Below are 17,829 nucleotides of genomic sequence, written 5' to 3'. Positions count from 1 at the left end.
CGTCCCGGGCCGTTTCTCCGCGTGAGGACTCCCATGACAACGACCGTCTCCGCACCGGACGAAGCGCCCCCGGCCCCGGCCGAGAAGCCGCCGAAACGCCGCCGCCGCCCGACCTTGCCGTACCTGCTGCTGATTCCGGCCATCGTGCTGGAACTGGCCGTGCACGTCATCCCGATGCTCACCGGCATCTGGATGAGCCTGCGAGAACTCACCCAGTTCCACATCCGCGACTGGTCCGGCGCCCCGTTCATCGGCCTGGACAACTACAAGGTCTCGCTCGACTTCAACAGCGCGACCGGCAAGGAACTGCTCCATTCGTTCTGGATCACGGTCGCCTACACCGCGCTCGTCGTCGCGCTCTGCTGGGCGATCGGGCTGATGGCCGCCGTGCTGCTGCAGCGTCCGTTCCGCGGCCGGGCGATCCTCCGGACGCTGTTCCTGACCCCCTACGCGCTCCCGGTCTACGCGGCGGTGATCACCTGGAGCTTCCTGCTCCAGCGCGACACCGGCGCGCTGAACCACGTGCTCGTCGACCAGCTGCACCTGGTGAACGACCGGCCGTTCTGGCTGATCGGCGGCAACAGCTTCTACTCGCTGGTACTCACCATGGTGTGGAAGCAGTGGCCGTTCGCGTTCCTGTGCCTGATGGCGGGCCTGCAGAGCGTGCCGCAGGACCTGTACGAAGCGGCCTACATGGACGGGGCCGGGTTCTGGCGCCGGCTGCGGGCGGTGACGCTGCCGATGCTGCGCCCGGTCAACCAGGTCCTGCTGCTCGTGCTCTTCCTGTGGACGTTCAACGACTTCAACACCCCGTACGTCCTGTTCGGCAAGAGCGCACCGGATCAGGCCGACCTGATCTCGATCCACATCTACGAGAGCTCGTTCGTGACCTGGAACTTCGGCCTCGGCTCGGCCATGTCGGTCTGCCTGCTGGTGTTCCTGTCGATCGTCTCCGGGCTCTACCTGTTCTTCACCAGGAAGGCGCGTGCCGATGCGTGAGACCGTCGCGGAACGCTGGTCCCGCCGCGTCATCTTGACCTTGTTGACGCTCTTCGTGCTCGTTCCGCTCTACGTGATGCTCTCGACCGCGTTCAAGCCGCTGAGCAACGTCCGCGACTCGTTCACCTGGCTCCCGGAAAAACTCTCGGGCGAGGCGTTCGTCGACATGTGGTCGACGGTGCCGCTCGGCCGGTATCTGGTGAACAGCCTGATCGTCTCGACCGCGGCCGCGGTGCTGTCGGTCGCGATCGCGATCCTGGCCGCGTACGCGACCAGCCGGTGGCGCTTCCGCGGCCGGGGCGTGTTCCTGGCCAGCGTGCTGTCCACGCAGATGTTCCCCGGCATCCTGTTCCTGCTGCCGCTGTTCCTGATCTACGTCAACATCGGGAACAAGACCGGGATCGAGCTCTACGCGACCCGCACCGGGCTGATCATCACCTATCTGACGTTCTCGCTCCCGTTCTCGATCTGGATGCTCGTCGGCTATTTCGACTCAATTCCTCGCGAGCTGGACGAAGCGGCGGCGGTCGACGGCGCCGGTCCGATGCGAATCCTGTTCCGGGTGCTGATCCCGACCGCGGTGCCGGGCATTCTCGCGGTTCTCGTCTACGCGTTCATGACCGCCTGGGGCGAGGTTCTGTTCGCGTCGGTGATGACCGACGAGACGACCCGGACGGTCGCGGTCGGCCTGTCCGGCTATTCGACCCAGTACGACGTCTATTGGAACCAGATCATGGCCGCGTCGCTCGTCGTCAGCGTGCCGGTCGTGGCCGCGTTCCTGTTCCTGCAGAAGTACTTCGTCGCCGGTCTCACCGCCGGCGCGGTCAAGTGATGGGGATACCGAACAGTGCATCTACCGTCTGATTTCCTCTGGGGCGTCGCCACCGCGGCCTATCAGATCGAGGGCGCGGTCGACGAGGACGGCCGCTCCCCCTCGATCTGGGACACGTTCGGCCAGATCCCGGGCGCGATCGCGAACGGCGACACCGGCGACGTCGCCTGCGACCACTATCACCGCTGGCCGGAGGATCTCCGGCTGATCCGCGACCTCGGCGTCGACGCCTACCGGTTCTCGATCGCCTGGCCCCGGGTCATCCCGACCGGCGTCGGCGCGGTGAACCCGGCCGGGATCGGCTTCTACGATCGGCTGGTCGACGAGCTGCTCGCCGCAGGCGTCCGGCCGTTCGTCACGCTCTACCACTGGGACCTGCCGCAGGTCCTGCAGGACAAGGGCGGCTGGCCGGCCCGGGACACCGCGCAGGCGTTCGCGGACTACGCGGCCGTGGTCGCGTCCGCGCTCGGCGACCGGGTCACCGACTGGTGCACGATCAACGAGCCGTTGTGCGTGGCCTGGATCGGGCACCTCGAGGGCCGGATGGCGCCGGGCCTCACCGATCTCCGCTCGGCCGTCGACGCGTCCCACCACGTCTTGCTCGGCCACGGTCTCGCTACCCAGGCGATCAAGGCCGCTTCCGCGACGTCGAACGTCGGAATCGTGCTGAACCTCAGCCCGGTCGATCCGGCGACCGACTCCGAGGCGGACGCGGCCGCGGCCGTGCGGGCCGACGGGCACACCAACCGGTGGTGGCTGGACCCGCTCCACGGACGCGGGTACCCGCGGGACATGGTCGACCTCTACCGGATGGAGCCGCCGGTCCTCGATGGCGACCTGGAGACGATCGCGACCCCGACCGACTACCTGGGCGTGAACTACTACTTCCGGGGCGTCGTGGCCGACGACCCGGAGGGGCCGGTGCCGCACGCCCGGCAGGTCGAGACACTGCCCGGGGCCCGGTACACGGCGATGGACTGGGAGATCTACCCGGCCGGCCTGCAGCGGATCTTGACCCGCGTCACCGAGGACTACGGCCCGCCGAAGATCTACGTCACCGAGCAGGGTTCGGCCTGGCCGGACGTCGTCGACGCCGACGGCGGCATCGAGGACAAGGACCGCATCGACTACCTCGAGCAGCACCTCGAGGCGATCGACGCGGCGGTCGCGGACGGCGTGCCGCTGGCCGGGTACTTCGTGTGGTCGCTGCTCGACAACCTGGAGTGGGCCTATGGGTACGAGAAGCGGTTCGGGCTCGTCCACGTGGACTACGCCACGCAGCAGCGCACGATGAAGGCGAGCGGCCGTCGTTACGCGGAGATCGTGAGGGATTTCCGGGCCTCTCGCGGGTAACACCGGTTACGGTTCGACTGACCGAAATGAGCTCCACCGAAGGACCTTGATGTCTGCTGATGCCCCGGCCGTATCGTCCGTCGACCGGTCGGTGGTCGTCGCCTGGCGGAACGCGGTCTTCGCGGTGTTCGCGCTGAACGGGTTCGCGCTGGCCACCTGGATGTCCCGGGTGCCCGCGGTCCGCGACTCGCTCGGCGCCACCACCGCGGAGATGGGCTGGGTCGTGTTCAGCCTCGCGGTCGGGTCGATCATCGGACTGTCGTCGGCCAGTCACGTGCTGGCCTGGGTCGGCTCCCGGCGGGCGATCGCCGGTGCGGTGATCGTCGGGTCGCTCGGCCTGGCCGTCGTCGGGCTCGGCGCGGCCACCGCCGGGCACCCCGTGCTCGTGGTGCTCGGCCTCGCGTTGCTCGGCGGCGGCATGGGCTGCTGCGACGTCGCGATGAACGTCGAGGGCGCGGCGGCCGAGCGCGAGCTCGGCCGCACGGTCATGCCGCTGTTCCACGCCGCCTTCAGCGGCGGCACGATCGCCGGTGCGGCGGTCGGCGCGCTCGCCGAGTGGGCCGGGGCCTCGACCGCGCTGCACTTCTCCGCGGTCGGCGCCGCGGTGGTGGCCGGGGTCGTGGTCTCGGTCCGGTTCCTTCATCTGGACGCTCTGGGAGCGGGCACTTCGTCGTCCGAAGAGGCGCATCCGGGCTGGCGCGAGCGGCTCGGGATGTGGGCCGACCGGGGCACGCTGCTCATCGGGCTGATCGTGCTGGGGTTCGCCTTCGCCGAGGGGTCGGCGAACGACTGGCTGGCGCTGGCCATGGTCGACGGTCACTCGGTGACCAACTCGACCGGCGCGGTGATCTACGGCGTATTCGTGACCGCGATGACCGTCGGGCGGATCGCCGGCGTCTGGTTCCTCGACCGGTACGGGCGGGTGCCGGTACTGCGGGCCACCACGCTGCTGGCCGTCGTCGGCCTGCTGACCGTGATCTTCGTGCCGAACGCGGCCGTGGCCACGGTGGGCGTCGTGCTGTGGGGGCTAGGGGCGTCGCTCGGGTTCCCGGTCGGCATGTCCGCGGCCGCCGACGACCGCCGCACCGCGACCGCCCGGGTGAGCGTCGTCGCGACGGTCGGATACTTCGCCTTCCTGGTCGGGCCGCCGTCGATCGGCTTCATCGGCGACGCCGCCGGGCTGCTCCGCGCGTTGCTTCTCGTCCTCGTGCTGGTCGCGCTGGCCGGCCTGGCCGCCCCAGCGGCCCGCGAGCGAACCTAGATGGTTGTTTCTCACCAGCCCCGGGCCAGAGCCATAGGCGCTGGCCCGCTTTGTCTTTTCCCGGGCCTGGTTGAGCCCTTCTCGAATGGATCGGCAGGCAATTCCGCCACGCCTCGGGGAACGAGAAGTCTCACCGTCCTCAATACTTAGAGTATTGTTGGGCGCGCGCTTGATCCCCCCTCCATTCCATGAGGTTCCAATGGCTCGCAAAGTGCAAGTTCTCCTCGTCGACGACGTCGACGGCAGTACCGCCGACGAGACGGTCTCGTTCGGCCTAGACGGAACGAACTACGAAATCGATCTGTCCACCGACAACTCGGCGGCTTTTCGCGAGGCGCTGGCCTCCTACGTCGCCGCGGCCCGGAAAGCCGGTCGGCCCGGTTCGGCGAAAGCCGGGCGGGCGGCCGCGACCGTGAAGCCGGCCGCCCCGGCCGCCGACCGCGCACAGAACCAGGCGATTCGCGACTGGGCGAAGCGCAATGGCCTGCAGGTGAGCGAGCGCGGCCGGATTCCGGCCGACATCGTCGCCAAGTACCACGCGGCGGCCTGATCCCCCGCTGAATTCGTGAATGGATCGTCATTCACGAATTCAAAGAAAAGAGCGGCGTGCATGTTGCACGCCGCTCTTTCCTTTCGGCCGGTCAGGCGAACCGGCGGGCCCAGCGGCTCAGCTGGGCGTCGGTCACCGAGCGATGGTACGTGATCAGGGCGGCGACGCCGGTCACCGCGACGGTCAGCGCGGCCGCGAATCCGAATCCGGCCAGCACGGTCAGCCGCTCGAAGAATCCGGAGTGGGCGACCGCGATACCGGCCGCTCCGTACAGTTCGGACGCGGTGATCGTCGCGCCGAGCGCCGCGATCACCGACCAGGGCAGGCGTTCGGTCCGGTGCCGGGCCCAGCGCAGCCAGCGCCAGGCCGCGTAGCCGGAGAAGGCCCCGACGAGCCCGAGGAACCCGAGCGCGAAGCCTCCCACCGCGGCGACGCCGGGCACGAAGAGAGACACCGCGGCGATCGTCGCCAGCACGGCCACCCCGGAGATCCCGCTGGCCACCACGATCTGCGCGGCGCGCCGGTCGTCGTCCGGATCGGGAACGCGGAACCCACCGCCGGGCAGGGCGGGAACGACGATCGCGGGCCGCAGGCGTGGCAGCCGCACGTACGCCGGGAGGGCCGGCGCGGCCGACAGGTCGGCGGTGGCCAACGCCCACGGACGGCGCAGCTTCGGGATCGGCGTCGCGCACGGCGCGATCGGGAGCCGGGTCGCCAGGGTGGTCGATCGCGGGCCGGCCGGGGGCCGGGACGGATCGGTGCGAGCCGTGGGTGGCCGGGTGAGCGCCTGGGCTGCCCAGCGGCTCCCGGCGCCCGAGCGGCCGGTTGACACCGTTCGCGTTCTCGTGGCCACCGAACCCTGATCCACCATGGACGCTCCCCCCAACGAGACCCGCAGCAGTGCCGCTACCCGCCGCCGACATCGTGTGGCCGCAGCCACGCGTCACAGATATCGGCCTTTTCGCCCCTCGCGCCACCCCACTGCTTGATCGGTGCGTAAACGTGCAGTACCCCTCCTGCACATATTCATCCTATTTCGCGGTGATTTACGGACACAAGTCACGTTTCGGCATCACCGGAGGGGGACGAGGGGGGCGCTCAGGCAGTCGTCGAGGTCGTCGGTGAGGTAACGGTCGAGCACCGGCGCGACCAGGCGGATCACGTCCTCGACCGGGAGGCTGGCCATCGGGTCGGTCGGCAGCACGTACCGCAGGAACGCCATGCCGAGCATCTGGGTCGCGCAGAGCGGGACCCTCCTGGCCGCCTCCTCGGCACCGATGACCGCGCCGATCGGGCCGATGAACCGGCCCGACATCAGCGCCCGCACGGCCCGCTGGGCCTCCGGTTCGGAGGCCGCGCTCAACGCCATCGCGGTCAGCGACTCGCGGACGCCCGGCGTCTCCCAGAGCCCGAAGTAGAACGACGCGAGCCGGAAGCCGAGCGTGCCTTCGGTGGCCCGGAAGCTCGCGTCGAGGTGCTCGCGCGGGCCGATCACGAGTTCGAGGCTCGCCCGGAACAGCTCTTCCTTGTTCGTGAAGTACTGGATGACCAGCGCCGGGTCGACGCCCGCGGACCGGGCGATGCCGCGGATCGTGGCCTTCTTGTAGCCGTGCTCGGCGAACGCGGCCCGGGCCGCGGCGAGGACAGCGGCCCGCGTGTCGGGCGACCCCGGCCGCCGCCCCCGAGGCCGCGGCCCGGCCGCCTCGGGCCCGGCCGCCCCCAGCCCGGCCGCCTCGGGTTCCGCCGGCTCTGCCATTTCCGGAGCGTATCCCGGGCGGAGCTCGGGGCCGGCTGGCCTCACGCCAGGGCGGGTTCGGGGTCGCCGGCCGCCTCGGCCGGCGAGCGGTCGGGGACGGCCCGCCGCCCGGCCACGACGTTGAGCAGCAGCGCCCCGACGACCCAGCCGGTCAGCACGAGCAGGGCCCGGCCCGCGCCGGCCCCGTCGAAGAACGCGTTGGCCCGCAGCAGCGTGGCGCTGGCGCCGGGCGGCAGGAACTGGCCGAACGTGCCCCAGCCGGCCGGGAGGAACTCCGGCCCCGACACCAGCCCCGACAGCGGGTTCCCGAGCAGCACGAACAGCGCGCCGCCGAGCCCGAGCCCGGCGACCCCGAGCAGCGACTCGAGCCCGAGCACGGTCAGCGACACCGCCGCCATGCCGAACGACAGCCCGGCCGCGACCGGCAGCACGTTCCCGTCGATCGACCCGAACCACCAGTTCAGCACCGACGCGACGAGCGGCCCCTCGACCACCGCGAACGCCAGCGCGGCGAGCACCCGCACGACCGGCCGACCCGGGAACCTCCTGGTGAGCAGCACAGCAGGCAGCAGCCCGCCGAGAACCAGCGGCAGCCCGACCGCGGCCAGACCGCTCCCCCGCGGGTCGTCGGCGGGCAGCGGCACGACGTCAGCCGGGGTGACGGTGGCGCCGCTGTGCGCGCCGAGCGCGGTGCCGATCGCGGTGATGCCCTGGGCGATCGCCGGCCCGGCCGCCGAGGCCGTCAGCACGTGGATCGAACGGCCCGACAGCACGAAGCCGCCGTACACGTCCCGGCCCTCGATCGCGGCCCGGAGCGCCTGCTCGTCGCCGTAGGTCCGGACGTCGAAGCCGCCGGGGGCGGCCTCGTCCAGCGCCTGGGTCACCGCGGCGACGTTCGCCGGTGGCGCGACGACGCCGAGCGGGACGTCGTGCGGGCCGCCCTTCACCGCGGGCAGCCCGAACGCCAGCAGCATCAGGCCGACGACGACCGCCAGCCCGGCGACGAGACCGGCCGCTTCGAGCCAGGCCGGCGTCTTCCGATCGGTGTCCATGTCCGTCTCCTCGCAGGAATTCAACACTTGTGGATTTCGGCGGCTTCACGGTAGAACGGGGCCGAACTAGAAATCAACAGGCGTTGATAAATCGGAGTCGTTTAAGCTACAAAGCTGCATTGGTGCCCGAATATCTGATTCGGGAGGGAGGTGAGTCGGACCGTGCTCCGCAAGGCCGTTCCGGTGGTCGTCGTCGTGGCGATCGTGGCCGTCGAAGCCGTCGTCGGGTGGCCGTCGCTGGCGTCGGCGTTCAGTCAGCTGCACGCGCCGCACTGGGGCTGGGTCGCGCTCGCCGTCCTGGCCGAGCTCGTGTCGATGGGTGGCTACGCGCGCATGCAGCGGCGGCTGCTCCGGTCGGCCGGCACGACCGTGCACCTGGGGCGCCACGTCGCGCTGGCGTTCGCGGCCCACTCGCTCTCGGTCAGCCTGCCCGGCGGCCCGCTGTTCTCGACCCGCTACAACTTCCAGCAGATGCGTCGGTACGGGGCGACGGCCGGGGCCGCGTCCTGGTGCATCGCGCTGAGCGGCGTGCTGTCGAGCGTCGCCCTGGTGGTGATCGGCGCCGGGAGCGCGATCCTGGCCGGCAGCGGCGGCGGGTGGTCGACGCTGGTGACGTACCTGGCCGTCGGACTCGCGCTGGCGCTCGCCGTGCGCGCGATGGCGCGGCATCCGCAGTGGCTGATGACCGTCGCGCGGGGGCTGGAGACGGCCGTCGGCCGGGTGCGTCACCGGCCGGCCGACGGGGACGGGCGGGTGACCGGGCTGGTGCGGGAGCTGACCGCGGTGCGGATCCGTCCGCTCGACCTGGCCGTCGCGTCGTACTTCGCGCTGGCGAACTGGCTGCTGGACGCGCTCTGCCTGTGGCTGTGCTGCCGGGCCGTGGGGGCGCCCGACATCACGGCCGCGCACCTGATCCTGGCCTACTGCGCGGGCATGGCGGCGGCGAGCATTCCGCTCGTGCCGGGGAACCTGGGGGTCGTGGACGGTGCGCTGATCGTCGGCCTGGTCGCCGGGGGGCTGACGACGAGCTCGGCGATCGCGGCCGTGGTGCTCTACCGGATCATCAGCCTCGGGTTCATCATCACGGCGGGCTGGATCGTCTGGCTCCTGATCCGCCGCAAGCAACGCCTACCCACCGACCTGACCCCCCGCCCGACCGAGCCCCTACCGTCGGGAAATTGATCGCGCCGCGGGGCGCGGACCGGTAGGGCCGATGCCGTCCAGCGGACGCCCGGCCTGGCCGCGAGGTGCGCGGACGGCCGCGACCGCGACCGCGGAATGACGGGAAAGCGGGCCTTCCGCGGCCCCGCGAAGAGCCGGTTTCGCGTCAATCCGCGCCGCGGCGCGGGCGGTGGCCGCGCGGGGCTCAGCGACTGAGGTGGGATTCTTCCGTCAGGCGGGACAGTTTCGCCGGGTTGCGGACCGCGTACACGTGGGTGATCCGGCCGCCCTCGATCACCAGGCTCGCCACCGCATCGAGCGCCCCGTTCAGATCGATCCGGATCGCCGGCCCACCGTTCACCACGGTCGCCGCGACCGCGAAGTCGTCCGCCACCTTCGGCAGCATGGCCAGGAACGCGGCCGCCCGCTCGGCTCCCACCACCGGATGACGCGCCGCGGTGACCACGCCGCCGCCGTCGGCCACGACCACGACGTCCGGAGCCAGGACGTCCAGCAATTCCTGCAGGTCGCCGCCGCGGACGGCGGCCAGGAACCGCTCGACGACCGCGTCCTGCTCGGCCCGGCTGACCCGCACCCGCGGACGGCGCGCGGCCACGTGATCGCGGGCGCGGTGGGCGATCTGGCGCACGGCGGCGGGCGTCCTCCCGACCGCCTCGGCGATCTCGTCGTACGAGGTGTCGAACACCTCGCGCAGGACGAACACCGCCCGCTCGACCGCGCCCAGCGTCTCGAGCACGGTCAGCATCGCCACCGAGACGCTCTCCGCCAACTCGACGTCGTCGGCGACGTCGGGGCTGGTCAGCAGCGGCTCGGGGAGCCACTCCCCCACGTAGTCCTCGCGCCGCCGGGCCAGCGTCCGCAGCCGGTTGAGCGCCTGCCGGGTGACGATCCGCACCAGGTAGGACCGCGGGTCACGGACATCGGCGGACGAAGACGCCCACCGCAGCCAGGTCTCCTGCACGACGTCCTCGGCGTCGGCGGCCGAGCCGAGCATCTCGTAGGCGACCGTGAACAGCAGGCTCCGGTGGGCGACGAACGCGTCGGTGGTCATGCCCCCTAGGACACCGGCTCCGGCGGGATCGTGACAGGCGTCCCGTGGCCCGGAATTCCCCGGTCCTCGGGGATCGGCTCCTCGACCAGCCCCGGCGGCAACGACGAGAGCGTCAGACCGTGCCGCTCGGTCAGCGCGGCCACCCGCCGGTAGTACTCGCCGACCGCGTCGACCGCGCCCCGGATCGCCCCCAGCAGCCGGTCCGACGCCCGCTCGACGACCGCGGCCTCGTGCTGCTCGAACGCGAGGATCCCGTCGCGCAACGCGGCCTTCAGCGCCCGCAGCACGGCCTGGTCGGCCTCGGCGTAGCCCTTGGCCAGCCCCTCGATGCGATGCCGGTCGGACGCGCTCAGGTCACCGGTCAGCAGCCCGCGCAGGTACGTCACCGACTCCCGGGCCAGCCGGTAGGCCGGCTGGTCGCGGAGCGTCTCGAGCGTGAGCCCGAGCCCCCGCACGTCGGTCGACGGCGCGCAGAACCCGACCGTGGCCCGCCAGAGCGCGGCCAGGTCGTCGTCGAACAGCCCGTCGAGGTAGCTGCCCAGGAACCGGCGGTGCGCCTCGACCAGGAACTGCAGCGAGAACGGCGTCGGCCCGCGCTGGCCCGCGGTCGCCTCGGCCGACGCGAACCCGTAGTCGTTGGCCAGCGCGTTCTCCATCGCGACGACCAGGTACACGTACCGGACCCAGGCCGTGAACAGGTTCTCCAGCCGCTCGAAACGCAGGCCCTCGGCGGTGAGCACGACCCCCCACCGGTCGCCGAACGACAGCCGGCGCATGTGCCCGAGCTCGTACAGGCTCAGCTGCGCGTCGACCTCCGAGTTCACGTGGTGCAGCACGCCCTGGTACGCGCTGGTCGCATCCATCCCGACGTAGTGCCGGATGATCTGCGGCCCACCGACGTGCTGGTGGATGAACTCCGAGACGTCGTAGACCTTGCCGCTGACCACCATCCAATACCCCGCGGAAGGGCTGTTCCGGTCGATCAGCGCGGAGATGTCGTACTGCCTGCCCTGCTGCGCGTGCCCGCGGTAGGTGGTGAAGATGTCCAGCCCGAGGCGTCCCTCGGCGATCAGCTGCCGGACGTCCAGACCGACGTTCTTCAGCGCGGCCAGGACCGACCCGGCGAAGCCGGCGCTCCCGCAGACGTACAGGTGCCCGCCGTCACCGGCCGCGGCCCGCAGGCCGTCGGCCTGCTCGGAGATCAACCGGTCGACGCGCTGCCGCGTCCCGTCCTCCACCACGTACTTGCCGACGTCGAACCGCAGCCGTTTGTCGGCCTGGGAGAACGCGGCGTACAGCTCGAGCCGTCCCTCGGCCGCGAGGCGTTCGAACACCGACGGGTCGACGAAATCCTCGGGCCGGCGCAGGCCCAGGAACAGCGTGTTCGCGCCCGGACCGCCGGAGCGGGCCGCGGCGAAGCCGTGGAACGGCGCGATGCCCGAGCCGGCCGCGAACATCACGACCGGTGTGGCCGGGTCGGCCGGGAGCCGGAACCTCGGCGTGGGCACGATCGTCAGCGACAGCGGCTTGTCGCGGTAGCGCACCTCGGTGGTCATCCGGCGCAGGAAGTGCGACGCGCTGCCGGCCCGCTGCCGCTCGTACGAGTACGTGGTGCGCGGGGTGTCGTAGGTGAGCCCGCCGACCACCAGGTCGATGCTCTCGGCCGGGCCGTCGGCCGCGGACGCGATCGAGTACAGCCGGAACACTTCGGGCGGCACGATCCGGCCGATGCTCTCGGCTTCGTCGGCGCCCGCCGACCACAGCCGGGTCACGTCGTACCCGGCCGAGCGGACCAGGTCGAGCAGGTCCCACAGCTCCCACTGGTCTTCCATCCGGGCCGACACGATCCGGTCGAGCGCCCCGGCGGCCGAGAACCCGAGCAGACGCTTCGCGGTGGTCCGGCCGACCGGGCGGATCCGGCCGAACGTCAGCAGGGTCTTCAGCGGCAGCACCTCGGCGCCGTCCTCGTGCCCGGCCCGGAACCGGATCGCCTCCTGCCAGTCGGCAGTCAGCGGGACGAGCTCGTCGCCGGTGGCCCGCAGCGCCCGCAAGGTGGCCCGGACCAGCGCGTCGTCGTTCTCGGGCAGGACGCCGAGCCGGTCGCCGGGGCGGTGACGGATGCCCTGGCCGGCCACGTCGAGCCGCAGGTGCGTCGTCCAGGCCGACGAGTCCGGGTCGGTCGTCGTGATCCCGCGCCGCACCCGTCCGGTGTAGACCTGCTGGTTGGCGGCCGGCCAGCGCTCGTCGCGGACCTCGGCCAGCTCGGCGTCGATCGCCTCCCAGGTCTTGTCGCGGAACAGCCCGGTGAACTTCGCGCCGGTGGTGACCGACCGGCCGACCTTGAACGCGACCTCGAGGAACCCGTACGCCTTGATCCGGTGCAGCCCCATCCAGCCCCGGTCGCCGAGGTACGAGTCGAGCACGGCCGCGTACAGGCCACGCAGCGCACGGTCTTTCTCGACGAACTGGCGCACCGAGACCTGGCCGAGCGCGTCGATCAGCTCGCGCCAGTGCCGGGGCATCTGTTTGCGCAGCGAGAGGCTCTGCTGCCCGACCGTGGTGGCGTAGGACGCGCGGCCGAAGAACGCGTCGAGCGCGTGGATCTGCGGCTGCGCGGTGCCGGCCGGGCTCGGCGCCCCGTCGAAGATCGGCACCCCGGACGTCCCGACGGTCTTGGCCCAGAGCACCAGGTCGAGGTGGTTCGACGACAGCGGGTTCGGGTCGATCTGCGGGTAGATCTCCTGCGTGACGTGCTGCAGCCGCTCGAGCATGACGAGCAGCGCGGCGGTGAGCGCGTCCCGGTCTTCCACCAGCACCGCGTCCTGGGCCCGCAGCATCGCGTCGAGCAGCGGGGTCAGCTCCATCGCGAACTCGGTCGTGACCAGGTAGAAGATCTTCTCGGCCCGGTTGCGCCAGGCCGGGACGAGCAGCTCGAGGTTGTCCAGGCGGCGCGGGCCGGCCGGATCGCGGAGCCTCCAGTTGTAGAAGAACAGGTCGATGTAGGAGACCGACGGCACGTCCTTGCCCAGCCGGCGCGACACCTGCCGCCAGGGCTCGAGGATGCTCGGCGGCAGCGTGGCCGGCGGGTCGGTCTGGACGTACTGGTAGGCGTGCGCGAACACGCCGAGCATCGCCGACGCCCGCAGCACGTACCGGTCGGGCAGCGCCTCGGCCGACGCGTCGAGCACCGGCAGCCGGTCGAACTCGCGGCGCATACCGAGGTTCGCGTAGAGGTCGGGCAGCCGGTCGACGAGCGCGTCCCAGGCCTGGTGGGAGGGCGGCAGCGCGAGCAGCGGGGGCTCGACCGGCAGGAAGCCGTGCTCGATCGAGAGGAATCCGTCGAGCTCGTGGCCGTGCTGCCGGTTGTAGGCCTCGGCCTTCTCGACGACCTGGCGGGCCGGGGAGATCACCCGCACCGGGCCGGTCGTCGCCCGGGACGGCACCCGGAACGGCGCCAGGATCGTCATGTCGCCGATGATCGTCCGGTCGGACTCGTCCTCGACCGTGAGTGTCCAGGCCACGTCGCTGTTGCCGACCCGCAGGTGGTCGGTCCCGCGCAGCACCCGCCGTTCGACCCGCTCGCCGTCGACGAACGTCCCGTTCGAGCTCTTCAGATCGACGACGACGAGGTCGATGCCGTCGAGTTCGAGGCGGGCGTGGCGGCGGGAGACCGAGCGGTCGTCGAGCGCGACCGCGCTGAGCGCCGCGTCCCGGCCGATCGTCAGCGGGAGTTCGCCGGTGTGCTCGGTGACCGCGCCCGTCCGCCGGTTGGTCACCACCAGCTCTACGCGGGCCATCAGGCGTAGTAGATGACGGCGCGGCAGATGTCGGCCCGGGCGACCGTGCCCTCGAGCTTGCGCCCGTCGACGACCGGCAGCCGGCGGATCTGCTTCTCGGTCATGACCACGGCCGCCCTGGCCACCTCGTCGGTCGGCCGGAGCGTGATCGCGTTCCGCACGACGAGCGGATCGATCGGGCGCCCGGCCAGGTCGCGGGCCTTCCGGGCGAGGTCGCCGAACGCGTCGTTCAGCGAGCCGCCCGCGCGCAGGCTCTCGTCCCAGGTCGGCAGGATCGCGCGGATCAGATCGCCCTCGGACAGGGCGCCGACGAACTCGTCGTCGTGGTCGAGCACCATCAGCTCGCTGACTTGCGAAATGCTCACCAATTCGGCCGCTCGGCGGATATCGGCCCCCAGGTGAATACACGCCGGAAATCTGGTCATGACGTCCTGCACCAGCATGTATCCCCCTGGGACGACCGGACTCGTCGCGTGTGGCCGATCCAGCGTGAGGTCAGCGGTCGTTTCGGGCAAGGGCCCGTTCGGGTGGGGCGACTCAGTGCCAGCACTAGGGGATTGCGCACGATGGAGGGCATGAATCCAGTCCCCGACCTGTCCGTCGCCACCCCGCGCGACCGTGCCGACGTCGTCACGTCGCTGGTCGCCGCGTTCCAGCGCGACCCCGTGCTGCGCTACCTGTTCCCGGACGAGTCGAGTTACCCGGCGCGGGCGGCCGCGTTCTTCGGCCACCTCTTCGACAAGCGGGTCGGCCGGTCCACGATCTGGACGATCGAGAGCGGGGCGGCGACCGCGATCTGGGAGCCCCCCGGCGGTGCCTCGGAGACGGCGGAACCGGAACTGCCCGCGGACGCGCTGGCCCGGATGCGGGCCTACGACGAGGCGGTGCACGGCGGCCTGCCGTCGGGGCCGTTCTGGTACCTCGGGGTGCTGGGCACCCGGCCCGATCGCGCCGGCCGGGGCTGGGGGCGCGCGGTCATGGGGGCCGGGCTGAGCCGCGCGGCCGCCGACGGGCTGCCCGCCGTGCTGGAGACCAGCACGGAGTCGAACGTCGAGTTCTACCGGCGGGCCGGCTGGGAGGTCGTCCGGACCCTCGCCGATCCGCTTCCGATCTGGATCATGCGGCAGTAACGGCCGCGACCGGATAAAGTTGGTACCGGTTCGGACCAGAGCCTCGGGTTGTTGCGAGGGGACCAGTGTCCGCACTTTCGTTGACTCTCTCGGTGTGTGCCCCGTATCCGTCGATCCGGATCGAGGGCGACCTCGACCACGAGACCGCTCCCCATCTCCCCGCGCTGGTGGAACGGGTCGTGCGCGCGGTGGACCCGGGCCTGGTCGTGCTCGACCTGGCCGGGGTCCGGTTCATCAACTCGGCCGGGATCCGGGCGCTGGTGCTGGCCCGGGCCGCGGCCGCCGACCTGCTCCTGCGCTGCCCGTCGCCGCTGGTCCGCCGGGTGCTGACGGCCACCGGCGACGACCGGCTGTTCGCCATCGAGCCGGGCGGTGCGGCATAGAGCAAAATAACCGCATGGAACTCTCGGACGAGCAGCTGCGGGAGCTCATGGCGCTCAGCGGTCTGGTTCTCTCCCAGACCGACCTGATCAGCACGCTGCAGGAAGTCACCCGCATCGCGGCCCGGATCGTGCCGGGCGCGGAGGCCGCGTCGATCACCGCCCTGCAGGACGGGCGTCCGGCCGCCGTCGCGTTCAGCGACGAGTGGTCAAGGGAACTCGACGAGATGCAGTTCGCCGAACGTGAGGGCCCGTGCCTGGACGCGACCCGCACCGGCAACCTGTTCCGCGTCCGCGACCTGGCGACCGAGGGCCGCTGGCCGGCCTACGTCGAACGGGCGGTGGCGTTCGGCGCCCGGAGCGTGGTGTCGCTCCCGCTGCACTCCGAGGGTGTGAACTTCGGCGCGCTGAACCTGTACTCGCGCGATCCCGACGCGTTCACCGGTGAGGCCGTCGCGCTGGCCCAGGTGCTGGCCAGCCACGCCGGACAGGCCAGCCAGGTCGCCGCCGCGTTCTTCCGCCACCGTGACCTGGCCGAGCAGCTCCGGGAGGCGATCCGCTCCCGCACGGTCATCGACCAGGCCATCGGCGTGCTGATGGCGCAGCGCAAGGTCCCCGCGGACGACGGTTTCACGCTGCTGCGGGAGGCGTCCCAGCATCTGAACGTCAAGCTGCGGGAGGTGGCCCAGCAAGTGGTCGAAACCGGCGAACTGCCCTGGAGCCGCCGCTGATCGGTGGGACCCTGGCGGCATGACTCCCACCCTCGAGTTGGTGGCTCCTTCCGCTGTTCCCCGGGTGACGCGCTCGTCACCGTTCGTCGTACTCCCCGACGGCCGTGGTTCGTCGGTGCTCGTCGTCGCCGGTGAGGTGCTGGTCCGTCGCGGTGATCTGCCCGCGGCCCGGCGGTTCGCCGTCGCGCACGGGTTGCGGGCCGAGCCGGTGCCCGGCCTGGCCGGCCGGGTCGTCCGTCTCGCCGGTCCGGCGTTGCTCGCCGACCTCGCCGGGCTCCTGCACGAGGCCCGGGAGGGGGGCGTGCCGGTGACCGCGCACCACGTCGCTCCGATGGCCGGGTACATCAAGGCCCTGGACGGGCCACGGCCGGCCGAGGCCGGCCGTCCGTTCGAGCGGTCGGGCGCGGGTTCGTGCGTGGTGGCGGTCCTCGACACCGGCGCGGACGCCCGGCCGCGCGGCGACGGGTGGCTCGCGGGCCTGGCCGACGCCGACAACGTCGAACCCACCGGCACGCTCGCGGCCGGCACCGGGCACGGCACGTTCGTCGCCGGGATCGTCCAGCAGGTCGCCCCGTCGGCGACCGTCCGCGCCTACCGGGTGATGGACGCGGACGGGGCGGGCAGCGACGCCCGGGTCGCCGCGGCGATGCTCCGGGCCGCCGACGACGGCGCCGACGTACTCAACCTGTCGCTGGGCACCCGCACGATCGGCGACGAGCCCCCGATCGCGTTCGAGGCCGCACTGGAGCTGCTGGCCGAACGTCACCCGCAGACGCTGGTGGTCGCGGCCGCCGGCAACGACGGCGAGGACCGTCCGTGCTGGCCGGCCGCGTTCCCGGACGTGGCCGCGGTCGCCGGCCTCACGCGCGACCGGACCCCGTCGGCGTGGTCGAACCGGGGCGGCTGGGTGCTGTGCTCGGCCCGGGCCGAGGACGTCGTCTCGACGTTCGTCGAGGGTCACCGCGCGATCGAGGGCGGCCGACCGGCGACGTTCGGCGCCGACCCCTGGGCGTCCTGGACCGGCACGTCGTTCGCGGCTCCGCAGGTCGCGGCCGCGGTCGCGGCCGGGTGCGCCGAGCACGGCGTCACCCCGCGGGAGTCGCTGGCCACCCTGCTGGCCGGGCGACCCACCGCTGACGGCTACGGAGCGACGCTGGACATCCTGGCGTCCTGACGGCGAGCCGCGTCGGCGCCCGGAAAGGCCAGGGCGCCGAACGCGGCCACCAGCACCACGTTCACGACGATCGCCAGCCAGCCCACGTTCGCGATGTGCGCGACCGGCCACCCGACCGCGGCGACCGCCACGGCCACCGCGACCCACCCGGGGCCGATCCGCTGCCACCGCAACCCGCCCGCGATCAGCAGCAGCGACAACGGGAAGCACAGCCCCAGCACCTTGATCAGCACGGCCGCGCCGCTCGCGTCGTTGAGGTCGGTGTCGCCGAGCGAGACGTGGATCGTGTTGAAGCCGTACCCGATGTTCCCGGCCGCGCCCAGCGCCCCGACGACCAATAGCACCACCGCGAGCGGCCCGCGGAACCAGCCCACCGCCGTGAACACCAGCACGGCGTACGCGGTGGCCCCGAGCACGTGCAGCACCCCGGCGGCCGGCGAATCCCACCCCCGCAGTGCGTAGACCAGATCGGCCCCCAGGTAGATCACCGGGCCGGCCACCAGAACGACTCGATCCCTCATCGATACCCCTCCTCCATCCGGTTGCCCGCCACCCTCCTCACCGCGACCGGGAAAGACATC

General features: G+C 71.8%; 17 protein-coding genes. 10 read left to right on the top strand and 7 right to left on the bottom strand.

What is annotated here, in order from left to right; all coding sequences use genetic code 11:
* Positions 1-33 precede the first annotated feature (33 nt).
* The 5 genes from FL583_RS23205 (at position 34) to FL583_RS23185 (ending at position 4,995) form a co-directional block, all read left to right on the top strand.
* Entirely contained in the window at positions 34-999 is a 966-nt protein-coding gene (locus FL583_RS23205; protein ID WP_142706912.1) for a carbohydrate ABC transporter permease, read from the top strand.
* Entirely contained in the window at positions 992-1,831 is an 840-nt protein-coding gene (locus FL583_RS23200) for a carbohydrate ABC transporter permease (RefSeq protein WP_142706911.1), read from the top strand. Before FL583_RS23205 ends, FL583_RS23200 begins: the two co-directional genes overlap by 8 nt.
* Before the next feature lie 15 nt (positions 1,832-1,846).
* The gene (locus FL583_RS23195; RefSeq protein ID WP_142706910.1) at positions 1,847-3,184 is read left to right on the top strand and encodes a GH1 family beta-glucosidase; all 1,338 of its coding nucleotides are present in this window, start codon (positions 1,847-1,849) and stop codon (positions 3,182-3,184) included.
* Between the two features lie 49 nt (positions 3,185-3,233).
* The gene (locus FL583_RS23190; RefSeq protein ID WP_205752379.1) at positions 3,234-4,445 is read left to right on the top strand and encodes an MFS transporter; all 1,212 of its coding nucleotides are present in this window, start codon (positions 3,234-3,236) and stop codon (positions 4,443-4,445) included.
* 199 nt (positions 4,446-4,644) lie between these two features.
* A complete protein-coding gene (locus FL583_RS23185; RefSeq protein WP_142706908.1) occupies positions 4,645-4,995 on the top strand; it encodes a histone-like nucleoid-structuring protein Lsr2 in 351 nt (116 codons plus the stop codon).
* Between the two features lie 91 nt (positions 4,996-5,086).
* Here FL583_RS23185 and FL583_RS23180 read toward each other — a convergent pair whose 3' ends face one another.
* The 3 genes from FL583_RS23180 to FL583_RS23170 form a co-directional block, all read right to left on the bottom strand.
* Complete coding sequence (locus FL583_RS23180) at positions 5,087-5,827, bottom strand: hypothetical protein (protein ID WP_142706907.1); 741 nt, start codon at positions 5,825-5,827, stop codon at positions 5,087-5,089.
* 240 nt (positions 5,828-6,067) lie between these two features.
* Positions 6,068-6,751 carry a TetR/AcrR family transcriptional regulator gene (locus FL583_RS23175; RefSeq protein ID WP_142706906.1) on the bottom strand — a complete coding sequence of 228 codons (684 nt, stop codon included), beginning with the start codon at positions 6,749-6,751 and terminating at the stop codon, positions 6,068-6,070.
* 41 nt (positions 6,752-6,792) lie between these two features.
* On the bottom strand, positions 6,793-7,803 hold the full coding sequence (locus FL583_RS23170; RefSeq protein WP_205752378.1) for a hypothetical protein: 1,011 nt from the start codon (positions 7,801-7,803) through the stop codon (positions 6,793-6,795).
* Positions 7,804-7,953: 150 nt separating this feature from the next.
* On the opposite strand from FL583_RS23170, the gene FL583_RS23165 reads away from it, so the two are divergent.
* A complete protein-coding gene (locus tag FL583_RS23165) occupies positions 7,954-8,985 on the top strand; it encodes a lysylphosphatidylglycerol synthase transmembrane domain-containing protein (RefSeq protein WP_142706905.1) in 1,032 nt (343 codons plus the stop codon).
* Positions 8,986-9,169: 184 nt separating this feature from the next.
* On the opposite strand, the gene FL583_RS23160 is transcribed toward FL583_RS23165, so the two are convergent.
* From FL583_RS23160 to FL583_RS23150, 3 genes are read right to left on the bottom strand one after another with little or no spacing between them, the layout of a single operon-like run.
* On the bottom strand, positions 9,170-10,036 hold the full coding sequence (locus FL583_RS23160) for an RNA polymerase sigma-70 factor (protein ID WP_142706904.1): 867 nt from the start codon (positions 10,034-10,036) through the stop codon (positions 9,170-9,172).
* A 5-nt stretch (positions 10,037-10,041) separates the two neighbouring features.
* The gene (locus FL583_RS23155) at positions 10,042-13,833 is read right to left on the bottom strand and encodes an FHA domain-containing protein (RefSeq protein ID WP_142706903.1); all 3,792 of its coding nucleotides are present in this window, start codon (positions 13,831-13,833) and stop codon (positions 10,042-10,044) included.
* On the bottom strand, positions 13,833-14,258 hold the full coding sequence (locus tag FL583_RS23150) for a CBS domain-containing protein (RefSeq protein WP_205752377.1): 426 nt from the start codon (positions 14,256-14,258) through the stop codon (positions 13,833-13,835). Before FL583_RS23150 ends, FL583_RS23155 begins: the two co-directional genes overlap by 1 nt.
* A 150-nt stretch (positions 14,259-14,408) precedes the next feature.
* On the opposite strand from FL583_RS23150, the gene FL583_RS23145 reads away from it, so the two are divergent.
* The 4 genes from FL583_RS23145 to FL583_RS23130 all read left to right on the top strand — a co-directional run bounded on the left by FL583_RS23145 (position 14,409) and on the right by FL583_RS23130 (position 17,248).
* Positions 14,409-14,963, top strand: a complete 555-nt coding sequence (locus FL583_RS23145) for a GNAT family N-acetyltransferase (protein ID WP_142706901.1) — start codon at positions 14,409-14,411, stop codon at positions 14,961-14,963.
* A gap of 92 nt (positions 14,964-15,055) precedes the next feature.
* Positions 15,056-15,346, top strand: a complete 291-nt coding sequence (locus FL583_RS23140; RefSeq protein ID WP_205752376.1) for an STAS domain-containing protein — start codon at positions 15,056-15,058, stop codon at positions 15,344-15,346.
* A 14-nt stretch (positions 15,347-15,360) separates the two neighbouring features.
* Entirely contained in the window at positions 15,361-16,074 is a 714-nt protein-coding gene (locus tag FL583_RS23135) for a GAF and ANTAR domain-containing protein (RefSeq protein WP_142706899.1), read from the top strand.
* A 19-nt stretch (positions 16,075-16,093) separates the two neighbouring features.
* Entirely contained in the window at positions 16,094-17,248 is a 1,155-nt protein-coding gene (locus tag FL583_RS23130) for a S8 family peptidase (RefSeq protein ID WP_142706898.1), read from the top strand.
* Here FL583_RS23130 and FL583_RS23125 read toward each other — a convergent pair.
* Positions 17,215-17,769, bottom strand: a complete 555-nt coding sequence (locus FL583_RS23125; protein WP_142706897.1) for a hypothetical protein — start codon at positions 17,767-17,769, stop codon at positions 17,215-17,217. The genes FL583_RS23130 and FL583_RS23125 overlap by 34 nt on opposite strands.
* Between the last annotated feature and the right edge of the window lie 60 nt (positions 17,770-17,829).

Source organism: Cryptosporangium phraense (assembly GCF_006912135.1).
In the GTDB taxonomy this organism is placed as follows: domain Bacteria; phylum Actinomycetota; class Actinomycetes; order Mycobacteriales; family Cryptosporangiaceae; genus Cryptosporangium; species Cryptosporangium phraense.
Note: the sequence above shows the minus strand (reverse complement) of the source record. Positions and strands in the feature narration are given on the sequence as shown.

Coding starts and splice junctions, on each gene's coding strand:
- FL583_RS23155 (WP_142706903.1), bottom strand. CDS start 13,833: ATGGCCCGCGTAGAGCTGGTGGTGACCAACCGGCGGACGGGCGCGGTC.
- FL583_RS23205 (WP_142706912.1), top strand. CDS start 34: ATGACAACGACCGTCTCCGCACCGGACGAAGCGCCCCCGGCCCCGGCC.
- FL583_RS23135 (WP_142706899.1), top strand. CDS start 15,361: ATGGAACTCTCGGACGAGCAGCTGCGGGAGCTCATGGCGCTCAGCGGT.
- FL583_RS23170 (WP_205752378.1), bottom strand. CDS start 7,803: ATGGACACCGATCGGAAGACGCCGGCCTGGCTCGAAGCGGCCGGTCTC.
- FL583_RS23145 (WP_142706901.1), top strand. CDS start 14,409: ATGAATCCAGTCCCCGACCTGTCCGTCGCCACCCCGCGCGACCGTGCC.
- FL583_RS23130 (WP_142706898.1), top strand. CDS start 16,094: ATGACTCCCACCCTCGAGTTGGTGGCTCCTTCCGCTGTTCCCCGGGTG.
- FL583_RS23160 (WP_142706904.1), bottom strand. CDS start 10,036: ATGACCACCGACGCGTTCGTCGCCCACCGGAGCCTGCTGTTCACGGTC.
- FL583_RS23125 (WP_142706897.1), bottom strand. CDS start 17,769: ATGAGGGATCGAGTCGTTCTGGTGGCCGGCCCGGTGATCTACCTGGGG.
- FL583_RS23190 (WP_205752379.1), top strand. CDS start 3,234: ATGTCTGCTGATGCCCCGGCCGTATCGTCCGTCGACCGGTCGGTGGTC.
- FL583_RS23150 (WP_205752377.1), bottom strand. CDS start 14,258: ATGACCAGATTTCCGGCGTGTATTCACCTGGGGGCCGATATCCGCCGA.
- FL583_RS23200 (WP_142706911.1), top strand. CDS start 992: ATGCGTGAGACCGTCGCGGAACGCTGGTCCCGCCGCGTCATCTTGACC.
- FL583_RS23185 (WP_142706908.1), top strand. CDS start 4,645: ATGGCTCGCAAAGTGCAAGTTCTCCTCGTCGACGACGTCGACGGCAGT.
- FL583_RS23175 (WP_142706906.1), bottom strand. CDS start 6,751: ATGGCAGAGCCGGCGGAACCCGAGGCGGCCGGGCTGGGGGCGGCCGGG.